Below are 10866 nucleotides of genomic sequence, written 5' to 3'. Positions count from 1 at the left end.
TGCAGGGCTGGAGTTTTTTTGATTATCAATAAATACGGGGTTGCTGCATCAAAGTCGGCCGCATGTTGAAGTTGAGTTTTACTGCCTACTGGTTTCATGCAGGGTCGCCTGTGTGAAACATCATGTTAAATCATGCTTAACACAATGTCCAGTTTAGTGTAGTAAGTCCACCTCGTCGGTTGGCTAAAAAAGAGAAAAAAAAAGATATCGGTAAATGAATAAACCAAATACCGAACTGTTTTTAGAAAGGTAATTAATTTCTGGGGGTTAAGGATTATCGGGTGGATATAGAGATAAGTCTCTGTATATCAATTGTTTGTAGTTTAACTGAGCCTAAATATAGGCCTGGAAATTAGTTCGTTGAAGCTTATTGCTTGTCCCATACTGATTGCAGGCAAGCCAATGGTAACCCTTCTTTACAGGCTAGTTTAAGTAACGTAGCAAAGAACTGTTTTTCGGTTATCTGGTTTTGATTGAGTTGCTTCAGGGCTATCGTAAATACGTTCAGTAAGATAGTTTCTGATTGAAATTGCGGAAGATTAGCCATTAAAATTAGGCCCCATAACGAAGGTGAATACCGATCATAAAGGGAAATAAACCTTTTTTGATTTTCGTCAAAAACAACAGATGATCTTGTTAGCATTTTAGTATTTATTATACCTGTTAGTGTGTATAAAGCATAAAGATTTATATATTGTTTTGGTCTATAAGGCAGGTAGCTTTAATTGATTAGTTTGACCGGTCAAGTTTCGGCGCCAGTAGGATAAGGCTGTCCAAGAGGTTATATGTATAGATATGTTGCCTGGTAGGCTGTTTTTGGACCATCTTCAGCCTATTGCGCAGCCGTCCTATTGAAGCAAATTCATTAAATACGATTGATATTAAGAATAGTTTGGGGGATAAATGGCCAGACTTGGCTTAGCCTAAATGCCATTAAACTACTTAAATATAATAGTCTATATATTTAAATTAAATATAGATTAATCGATATATGATATTAATCAATTGTCTACATTTGATACTGAAAACCAACTAATTAAATAACTAAGTAGTTTTATTATAGTTGACTTAGCGAAATGGTTTTAAGTTGTTACTTCGTATATTGATTTGAGTACTTTTGCTTAACTGATTTCGGTTTTAAAATGCGTCCATCCCTCGATTTAACCAACTGCGACCAAGAGCCGATTCAGTGGCCCGGCTTTATTCAGGCATCCGGCTTTCTAGTGGTTCTGGATCCGGTTAACCTGACCATTTGGCAGGCCAGTGAAAACATTATCCAGTTAACCGGCCAGCCGGTGGAGGTCATCATTGGTAAGTCGGTAACGCAGATTTCAGCCGGTGATTTAACGGGTGTGGCGCTTCACCAGATGCTAACCGTAGCGATACAAAGTGGTCGGTGTGAAACCGTCAATCCGTTCCCTTTTCGACGACAGAACCAGGATTGGTTTATTTTACTGCATCAGCAGGACGGAGCGCTGATTATGGAGTTTGAGCCCGCCAGTCAATTGCCTGATCAACTACCCCTCACATCGTTGCTCAGTCAAACGATGAGCGATATTCAACGGAGTTCGACCCTGACCCAACTGCTGGAGAAGGTTGTGCAGAAAGTGAAAAAAATCACCGGATTTGACCGGGTAATGATTTATCGGTTTGGAGAGGACTGGCACGGGGAAGTGGTTGCTGAAGCCAGGGAACCCTGGTTAGACCCTTTTTTAGGACTCCATTATCCGGCCTCCGATATCCCCCGGCAAGCCCGGGAACTATATAAGATCAACCTAATTCGGGGTATTGGCGATGTTAGTCAGGAACGGGTACCTATATACCCCGTCAACTATGCCCATTATAATCGACCGCTCGACCTGACACAAGCCAACCTGCGGGCGGTTTCGCCTATGCATGTGGCTTACTTAAAAAATATGGGTGTTCAGTCAAGTCTGAGCATTTCGCTGCTCTACCGAAATGAACTATGGGGGCTCATTGCCTGCCATCATTACCGGGGCCCCCGGTTCATCGACTTCCCGGCCCGCCAATCCCTTAAGGTAGTTAGCCAGCTGTTATCCACCGTGCTGGAGATTAGAAAAGACGATGAAGAGGCCCAGTTTTCGGAAAAGCTCCAGCAGGCCGGGCAGGTACTCAATCAACAAATGCAGAGCGATTGGGATATTGTCCAGGGACTGACTAAACACCCACAAACCGCTCTTGAGCTTAACTCCGCAACCGGGGCCGCGCTGCTGTTTGACGAGCAACTTCACCAATTAGGTGATACGCCCTCCTCCGACGAGATTTTTGCCTTGATCGACTGGATAAAAAACAGCACTACCGAACGTATCTTTCAAACGGACCAACTTCCTAATTTATACCCCCCGGCTGAACTGTATCGGCAGAAAGCGTCAGGGGTATTGCTGGTGGTACTCTCGCGACAGATGAACGAATACTTGCTCTGGTTCAAACCTGAACTCATCCAGGAGGTGTCCTGGGGAGGTAACCCGGATAAACCGGTAGAAATAACCAGTGAAGGCAATACCCAACTCAGTCCCCGGAAAAGTTTCGAAAAATGGACGCAACTCGTTCATAATAAAGCCCATCCCTGGCAGCAAATGGAGGTGGCCATGGCGCTCAAACTGCGTGAAGACATCCTGCAGGTAGTTGACCAGAAGGCAAATCAGCTTCGGGTGCTCAATGAAAAGCTTCGCCTGTCGAATGAACAACTCGAAGCGTTCAGCTATACGGTTTCGCATGAGCTACGGTCGCCTTTGTCCTCCATTCGGCGGTACGCCGAGATTTACCGGGAAGATTATGGCGCCCGGATGGATGAACCCGCAAAGGCCATCTTTACGAAGATCGAGAAGGCCAGTGAACGGATGAGCATCCTGATTCGCAATATTATGCATTACTCCCAGATCGGCAGTTCGGGGTTCCTGGCCAAAACACTGCCCATGCGTGAACTGCTGGGACAACTGCGGGAGGAATTGTTAAGCAGCGAAACAGGCCGCGATCTGACCATTCATATTGGGCCAATGCCTGATCTGACAGGCGATCAAACGATGGTTACTCAGGTATTCAGTAATCTGTTGAATAATGCCGTAAAGTACACGCGTTCCGTACCCTCTTCCTACATATCGGTCCAGGGAGTCCAAACCGAAAACGAACTCATTTACTCGGTAACCGACAATGGTATTGGCATTGACATGAAACAGGCCGGGAAGGTATTTGAACTTTTTCAACGGCTTGATTCAGCTGCCAGCTATGAAGGCTACGGGGTGGGGTTAGCCATTGTCAAACGAATCCTGAGTCGCCATAAAGGAAAAGTCTGGTTCGAGAGCGTGCTAAATCAATCAACTACTTTTTATGTGTCGTTCCCATCCCAAATTTTATAAAACGAATGCTTGAGGTACTTTACATTGAAGATAACGCCGATGAGTCCGATATCTTCCGGCGTCTCATCAGTCGTATGGAGCAGCCACCCAGTTTTCTGATCTTGACCAGTGGGAGCGAAGCCATCGATTATTTGCTTGAACAGGGGGACTATAAAGGCAAAAGCCCGGCCATGCCTCACCTGGTGCTTATCGACCTGAAACTTCCTGGTCATAGCGGTTTTGACGTTATTCAGCAGGTACGGGCCAACAGCCGGACTCGCTACATGCCCCTGGTTGTGTACAGCTCATCGGATAATCCCAAAGATATGCGCCGGGCCTATGATCTGGGGGCAAATGCTTACCTGATAAAACCGGAAAGTTACCACCAGGTAAGTGATATGATAAGTCAAGCCATTAACTTCTGGCTGATCCACAGTCAGCAGTTTAAGCCTTAAGCAACAAACACGAATTAGTACCGTCTTCCTAACCTCGTTGACTAGTAACCTACCCAGTGCATGTCGCTATCTACTCTATCTCCATCCATCCTGCTGCAAAGTGTATTGAGTGCTTCGCAGAACGCCGTTATGGTCTATCAACTGGTGCAGGACAGCAGTAATAACAAGTCTGCTTTACGGCTGACAATGGTAAACCCTGTGGCCGAGCGCAACCTGGGTCGGCCGGCCGTTGAGTTATTGGGAAGTACCTTTCCCGTTTTGTACCCCCATCTGGTCGGTACCGGTCTGGATGATCGCTATCGCCAGGTGGTAGAAACAGGATTACCGGCCCAATTTGAATTTTCGTACCACCGACCTGGGCTGGCCATACCGGCCTGGTGCGATGTTTCGGCTGTACCGCTTGGCGAAAACAGCGTAGTTGTTTCATACAACGACATTTCTCAGAGTAAGGCCGATGCAGACGCAGCCCGTCGGGCTCATGTTCTGGAGGAAACCTTTAATGCATCCATCAATGGAATTACTGTTTTCGAAGCTATCTGCGACGAAGCGGGTATGGTTACTGACTTCCGGTTTGTGATGATCAATGAGGCTGGTCTGCGCATGAGCGGCTACAAACGAGAGGACCTGCTGGGAAAAACCTTGTGGAGATCTATCCCGCTACGAGGATCAACGGACTATTTGAGGAATATGTGAAAGTTTTTGACACGAAGCAGCCGCTGTCAACAGAACATTATTATCCAGAATTCGATACATGGCGGGAAGTGAAAATTGTTCGGGTACCCACCGGGATTATGATCACCTATAATGATATTACGGCAGTCAAAAAAACGATGGCACTTGCTCAACAGCAGGTACACATTCTTGACGAGGTGATTAATCAGGTGCCCATGGGAATTGCCGTGATGAATGCAGTAAGGCAGGAGGAAAACAACCACAGTCGCCTGGTTAATTTTCAGTTCGTTCGGATCAATCGCCTGCTGGAAGAAATTTTTCGACAACCCGGTTCCAGCGTAGAAGGGCAGTTGCTTACGTCTGTGTTGCCCAATGCCGAAGCATCAGGTTTGCTCTCGCGGGCTATTTTGGCGATTGAAGACAAGCATTCGATAACGTTCGAACTGCCGTTTACCATCGAACAAAAGGTGCGCTGGTTCACGATTTCCATTAGCCCGAAGGCTGATCAGCTACTGCTGGCAATTACGGATATTACCCAAACTAAACTGGCTCAGTTGGCTCATCATCAACAGGCCGAACTATTGAACTCCGTGCTGAACGGTTCGCAGCATGCCATCGTCGCTTTCGACGCGGTGCGTGATTCGGCGGGTCGGCTCCTTGATTTTCGGTATGTGTTGCAAAATAAGGTGCATGGCGAACTTACCGGTTTATCCGACAGGGAGTTACTGGGGCGTACCCTTCTCGACCTGATTCCGCAAACGCAAGAAAACGGTTTACTGGACAATTATATCGCTTTGGTGGAAACGGGCAAGCCCTTCAAAACCGAACGAACTCTTGATTTTGGTTGTGGACCCGGCTGGTACGACCTGTCGGCAGTGAAGCGGGGCAATGGTTTCGTGCTGACCATTCAGGATAAAACAGTCCAGAAACTGGCCCAGGAGCAAGTACAGCAGCAGGCGCTCCTGCTGGAAACGATCAACAACAGCACACCGGCGGGCCTGGTGCTTTGGGAAGCCATTCGGGATAATTCGCCCGAACGCACCATCCTTGATTTCCGCTACCGCATGAGCAATCCCATGAATACCTACATCACGGGGTATTCGGCAGAGGCACTGCTTGGTCAGGATTTACTGACCCTGTTTCCCCGTTTTCGGGGGGGGATGCTTGACTTTGCCTTGCGCGAAACCCTGAGAACCGGGCAATCCCAGCGCATGATCTTGACCGATTATACCGACTCGTCGGCGGGATGGTTTGATACCGAGTTCTCCCTGATTGGCAACTCCGGGTCTACCGATCGGGTGTTGATGACTTACATGGATGTAACGGAGGCCCACAAAACGCAACTGGCCCAGCGGCAACATAACGAATTGATGAAACTGATTATGGATACCCAACCGTCGGGTATGGTTCTGTTTGAGCCCGTTCGTGAAACCGCAATCGATGGACAGCCCGGCCGGATAATTGATTTTATTTATAAACTGGTTAACGAAACCCAACGGCGAACAACCAACCGATCGGACCATGAATTGATTAACCAACGTGTACGAACGCTTTTCCCCGGTAAGCAGGGGCAGGAACTGTTCGACTCGATGGTTATTGTTGCCGAAAGCGGCCAACCCAAAGAGTGGCTGATGCCCTTTTTTAGTGACGGTATTCAGGGTTGGTTTCAGTCATCACTCATTCAGCATGGCAATCAGATTCTGTTTACGTTTCTGGACGTCACGAATCTGAAACACCAGCAGCAGGCGCTTGAAACGGCTAATTACGACCTGCGCCGGAGTAACGATAATCTTCAGAAATTTGCGTACGTGGCCAGTCATGATTTACAGGAGCCCCTGCGTAAGATTCAATCGTTTGGCAGTATCCTGGCAGCTACATATGCGGCCGGGCTGGATGAGGCCGGGCTGGATATCATCGAGCGTATGCAAAGTGCAGCGCAGCGAATGTCAAAACTCATTAAACACCTGCTGGCTTATTCCCGGATCAATACCCAACTGGCAAAGCCAGAATCGGTAAACCTAAGCGATCTGCTAGGGCACATCGTCGATGATTTAAGCGTAACGATTCAGGAATCTGCCGCTACCCTACATTGGGATGAGCTGCCCATTCTTCACGGCGATAAGACCCAGTTGCAACAACTGTTTTCGAACCTGCTATCCAACGCCCTCAAGTATCGCTTGCCGGGCGTCTCGCCCAGAATTCAGATCACCGCCCGATTGCTGTCAGCAGAAGACCTGCCTGCTGTCGCCCGACCAACACTGGGCGCCACCTCCATGGAAACGGGGAACATCCCGCTGTTTTATGAAATCAATGTGATTGATAACGGCATTGGCTTCGATGAGAAATTTCTGGATCGAATTTTCCAGGTCTTCCAGCGCTTGCACGGCAAGGATGTGTATGTCGGAACGGGCATCGGGCTGGCGATCTGCCAGAAGGTTGTTGAAAACCATAACGGTGCCATCACGGCCACCAGCCAGCCGGGCGAAGGCGCTACCTTCCGGGTTTACTTACCTAAATTGCTATACGCCTAGAGTTGCCTCAATGAACCAATCAATTCCTGCTTTTTCTGATCCGTTGCTGCTCGACTGGCTGGATCAGCAGACCCCCAACCAACTCAACGAGGCTCCATTTGGCATTGTTCGCATGAGTCGGGAAGGGGTAGTGCTCGCCTATTGCAAATCGGAATCGCACCTAACCGGCATTGACACCGATTATGCGATCGGCAAATACTACTTTACCGAGATTGCTCCCTGCGCTAACAATCGGATGGTGGCCGCTAAATATGCGTTGCCTGATCTGGACGAAGAGCTGGATTATATCCTGACCTACGTTTGTGAGCCGACCAAAGTGCGATTGCGGCTGCTTAAAGCCAGTCATAGCCCCTACCAATATTTCTTGGTCGATCGTAAGTCATATTCCTGATGATTTTGGACCCACAAAAGCACCTCCAACAACGGCTGCTTTTTATGCACCGCTTTCCGTTGGCCATGTCGGAAACCGATCCCAGGGGATGATTCGGCAACTCAACCCGAAGGCCGTTCAACTAATGATGCCCATGTCCGCTCATTTGGGGCTTCCAGGCGACAATCTGCTCCATGTCCTGATCGGTTTTCTACCCCACCCTGGGCCAGACACTTGCCCGGTCAGAGGATTTGATGGGCCTGCTCATGGATCAATAGCCCTACCGGATCGAGTTTGCCGTTGGTGCTGATCACATAAACTGACACCCAACCATTCACCCCTGTTTTTTTGCCACTAATACCTGAATAGGAATGAAAAACAAAAGGTACCTTGCATCGCATAGTACCTTATTGTACCTTTGATATAAGAAATTAACGAAATCCTAGATACCAATGAATATAGAAAATGCTCAGGTGCAAATGCGGAAGGGAATTCTGGAGTTCTGCATTTTGCACATCATATCGCGGGGTGAAATATATGCCTCCGATATGCTTGACGAGCTGACTTCCGCCAGGATCATGGTTGTGGAGGGCACATTGTACCCGCTGCTAACCCGTTTGAAAAATGCCGGTCTGCTCGATTATAAATGGGTCGAGTCCACATCCGGGCCGCCACGTAAATACTACATCCTGACCGATCTGGGTCGTAATTCATTAGAAGCACTCAACGATACCTGGCAGGAGCTTGCCGAATCCGTTAACTCGATTGTCGGCAAGATCGAACTACACAAGAAAATTACGAACGGGGCAGTAACAGTTTCACCCTCGCCAGATCCAACCATTCCTCCAGCCAACGCTTAACCTTTTCTATTCATAAACCGAATCGTCGGACCGCAATGAAAAAGACCATCAGTATAAATATAAGTGGTGTCATCTTCCATATAGAAGAGGATGGCTACGATAAGCTTAAAAATTACCTGACAACGGTACAACAGTACTTTTCGACCTACGAAGACAGTCAGGAGATTGTAACGGACATCGAAAACCGGATTGCCGAGAAGCTTCTTGCCAAACTAAAATCGGCTGATAAACAAGTTGTTTCCCTTGAGGATGTCAATGAACTCGTTGCCGCTATGGGCACCGTTGCCGACTTCGAAGCCGTAGAGGAAGAAGAAGTGCTGGTGACTAACGGGGGCCGTCATTCGGCACAGGGTCCGGGAAAGGGAACGCAGAACAAAAGCAATCAAACAGCCAACCCAACGGCGGCTCCATTCGCATCTCAGCCGTCAGGGACCTATACCGGCCCGCGCCGATTGGTGCGTGATATACGCCGGAAAACCCTCGGTGGTGTTTGTGCCGGATTGGCTCACTACTTCAACATGGATGTGGTCTGGGTCCGCTTAATTTTTGTGGGACTATTCATTGGCTTACCCGCTTTGAGTGGCGCATCGAATGGGCCCGGCGGGTTCTTTGGTGGCCTGAGTGGCTTTACCTTTATCGTCTACGTTGCTATGTGGATTGCCTTGCCGGGTGTTATGACAATTGAAGACGATAAAACCGTAAAAAAGTTTTTCCGTAATCCCGAAGATAAGGTGCTCGGGGGCGTTTCCTCGGGTATTGCCGCCTATTTTGGTATCGATACGGGTATTGTTCGACTGTTGTTCGTACTGGGTATTGTGTTCTTTGGCGTAGGTTTCCTGCTATACATTGTGCTGTGGATGATTGCCCCGGCGGCCAACACGCTCACCGAAAAGATGGAAATGCAGGGACAGCCCATTACGTTGTCAAATATCGAGCATAGTATCAAGCAGAATCTGAACATTAATGAAACACCGGATCGGGAAAGCACATTGACTCGCATTCTTCTGTTTCCATTTCGGGCTATTGCCACGATCATTGGCGGTTTGGGTAGCGCACTGGGGCCTTTACTGAACGGAGTTGTATCATTGATTAGGGTATTTGCCGGTGTGATCATGCTTTTGCTCGGCTTTGCCTTTATGATCGTTTGCCTGGCCGTATTGGGCGCAGCAATTGGTTTGGAAACGGGTACACATTTTGGTGACTTTGGGTCTGGTTCGGACTTCCCACTTCAATTTCTTCAGGCAGATATTACACTGCCAATGGTGCTGGCGGCTTTCCTGACAGGCATCATACCGGCGCTGGGCCTGGCCATTCTGGGTATTATGTTGATCACTACCCGTAGTGTCGTCAACAGCCGTACCGCGCTTACCTTCGCTGGTGTGTGGCTCGTGAGCCTGGTTGTTTTTGCGGGCAGTGCAACCCCCCTCATTTCCAGCTTCCAGCGTCGGGGAACAGTCGAAGAAACGAAGGTGCTGAACATTTCAGGGGTCACGCCAACGTTCGCTATGAACGAGGTGGAGAATGACGATAACTGGCGCCCATCCATTGATGTAAAAGGCTACGACGGACCGGGCATTAGTCTGATACAATACTTCCGGGCTCAGGGTCGCAGCAGGGCTGAAGCCCAGGCTAACGCTCGCCAGATTAAGTACACATATGCGGTCAAAGATTCGACGGTGCGCTTCGATGAAACATTGGAACTGACGCCTAAAGCACATTTCCGGGCGCAGGATCTGGATATGGATTTGATGGTGCCTTACGAAAAACCGTTCCGCATGACCCGTGATTTTGCCCGCTTTATTCGCAATGAGTTTGGCGAGAAAGAACTGGATCGAATGGCATCCAGTCTCTGGAAGTTTACGAAAGATGACGGCCTGGTTTGCATTAACTATCCGCGCGAAAAAGATCGCAGCGATAGCGACGAAGATAATGACGTAACCGACCTGACCGACGATGTACAGAGTGCGGTATCCAGCGAATTGGGCGACGACTTCGATAACATCAGCGATCATACCCGCCAGTTTAATGTCAGCGCGTTCTCGAAGGTCGATGTGGCAGGTGCTTTTGTCGTTCGTTTCCGCAAGGGGGATGTGTACAAAGTCGTTGCCGATGGACGAGAAGAAGACATGAGCGACATGGATGTTCGGGTAAACGGCAGTACACTCGAAGTGAAAATCGACCGTCGGGGTGGTCTGTTCGACTGGACAAACCGGAAACGTGTTGGCTTAACAATTACCGTTCCGAGCATTGACCAGTTGAAACTGTCGGGGGCTTCGAAAGCCAGTCTGGTTGGTTTTGGTAACTACAAAAACCTTGATATCGACATGAGTGGCGCTTGCCGGACGGTGTTTGATGGATCAGTAGAAAAGCTGAATATTGAACTGTCTGGTGCGTCAAATGCCGTATTGCGCGGTCATGTCGATGTACTGGAAGCCGATTTGAGCGGAGCCAGTAAGATTGAAGCCACCAGCCTTAGCGTGAACAAAGCGGCCGTCGATGCGAGTGGAGCCAGCCACGTTAACTTTGGTCACGTCGATAAACTGGATTCAGAAACCTCCGGTGCCAGTAAAGTAACGCGGCAGTAAGAGGAATGCAAAATGAATAATGTAAAATGAATAGTCA

Annotated in this window: 8 protein-coding genes; 7 read left to right on the top strand and 1 reads right to left on the bottom strand. The window is 48.6% G+C overall.

Annotated elements, in window-relative coordinates; genetic code table 11:
• Nucleotides 1-367 precede the first annotated feature (367 nt).
• Entirely contained in the window at nucleotides 368-547 is a 180-nt protein-coding gene (locus CWM47_RS00465) for a hypothetical protein (RefSeq protein WP_157815868.1), read from the bottom strand.
• A 595-nt stretch (nucleotides 548-1142) separates the two neighbouring features.
• On the opposite strand from CWM47_RS00465, the gene CWM47_RS00460 reads away from it, so the two are divergent.
• The 7 genes from CWM47_RS00460 to CWM47_RS00430 all read left to right on the top strand — a co-directional run bounded on the left by CWM47_RS00460 (nucleotide 1143) and on the right by CWM47_RS00430 (nucleotide 10829).
• Nucleotides 1143-3377: an ATP-binding protein gene (locus tag CWM47_RS00460; protein WP_100985849.1), complete on the top strand. Its 2235-nt coding sequence runs from the start codon at nucleotides 1143-1145 to the stop codon at nucleotides 3375-3377.
• Nucleotides 3378-3382: 5 nt separating this feature from the next.
• The gene (locus CWM47_RS00455) at nucleotides 3383-3811 is read left to right on the top strand and encodes a response regulator (RefSeq protein ID WP_100985848.1); all 429 of its coding nucleotides are present in this window, start codon (nucleotides 3383-3385) and stop codon (nucleotides 3809-3811) included.
• Nucleotides 3812-3871: 60 nt separating this feature from the next.
• Nucleotides 3872-4504 carry a PAS domain-containing protein gene (locus CWM47_RS00450; protein WP_100985847.1) on the top strand — a complete coding sequence of 211 codons (633 nt, stop codon included), beginning with the start codon at nucleotides 3872-3874 and terminating at the stop codon, nucleotides 4502-4504.
• Entirely contained in the window at nucleotides 4453-7014 is a 2562-nt protein-coding gene (locus CWM47_RS00445; RefSeq protein WP_170069392.1) for a PAS domain-containing sensor histidine kinase, read from the top strand. Before CWM47_RS00450 ends, CWM47_RS00445 begins: the two co-directional genes overlap by 52 nt.
• A gap of 10 nt (nucleotides 7015-7024) precedes the next feature.
• Complete coding sequence (locus tag CWM47_RS00440) at nucleotides 7025-7405, top strand: photoactive yellow protein (RefSeq protein WP_100985845.1); 381 nt, start codon at nucleotides 7025-7027, stop codon at nucleotides 7403-7405.
• Nucleotides 7406-7836: 431 nt separating this feature from the next.
• Entirely contained in the window at nucleotides 7837-8244 is a 408-nt protein-coding gene (locus CWM47_RS00435; RefSeq protein WP_100985844.1) for a PadR family transcriptional regulator, read from the top strand.
• Between the two features lie 35 nt (nucleotides 8245-8279).
• Entirely contained in the window at nucleotides 8280-10829 is a 2550-nt protein-coding gene (locus CWM47_RS00430; RefSeq protein ID WP_100985843.1) for a PspC domain-containing protein, read from the top strand.
• The last annotated feature ends 37 nt before the right edge of the window (nucleotides 10830-10866 follow it).

The organism is Spirosoma pollinicola, from assembly GCF_002831565.1.
In the GTDB taxonomy this organism is placed as follows: Bacteria; Bacteroidota; Bacteroidia; order Cytophagales; family Spirosomataceae; genus Spirosoma; species Spirosoma pollinicola.
The sequence above is the reverse complement of the archived record's forward strand: the minus strand, read 5'-3'. Positions and strand labels throughout refer to the sequence as shown.

What these genes read in the sequence shown, in the direction of transcription:
- CWM47_RS00430 (WP_100985843.1), top strand. Translation starts at nt 8,280, where the DNA reads ATGAAAAAGACCATCAGTATAAATATAAGTGGTGTCATCTTCCATATA.
- CWM47_RS00455 (WP_100985848.1), top strand. Translation starts at nt 3,383, where the DNA reads ATGCTTGAGGTACTTTACATTGAAGATAACGCCGATGAGTCCGATATC.
- CWM47_RS00440 (WP_100985845.1), top strand. Translation starts at nt 7,025, where the DNA reads ATGAACCAATCAATTCCTGCTTTTTCTGATCCGTTGCTGCTCGACTGG.
- CWM47_RS00460 (WP_100985849.1), top strand. Translation starts at nt 1,143, where the DNA reads ATGCGTCCATCCCTCGATTTAACCAACTGCGACCAAGAGCCGATTCAG.
- CWM47_RS00465 (WP_157815868.1), bottom strand. Translation starts at nt 547, where the DNA reads ATGGCTAATCTTCCGCAATTTCAATCAGAAACTATCTTACTGAACGTA.
- CWM47_RS00435 (WP_100985844.1), top strand. Translation starts at nt 7,837, where the DNA reads ATGAATATAGAAAATGCTCAGGTGCAAATGCGGAAGGGAATTCTGGAG.
- CWM47_RS00450 (WP_100985847.1), top strand. Translation starts at nt 3,872, where the DNA reads ATGTCGCTATCTACTCTATCTCCATCCATCCTGCTGCAAAGTGTATTG.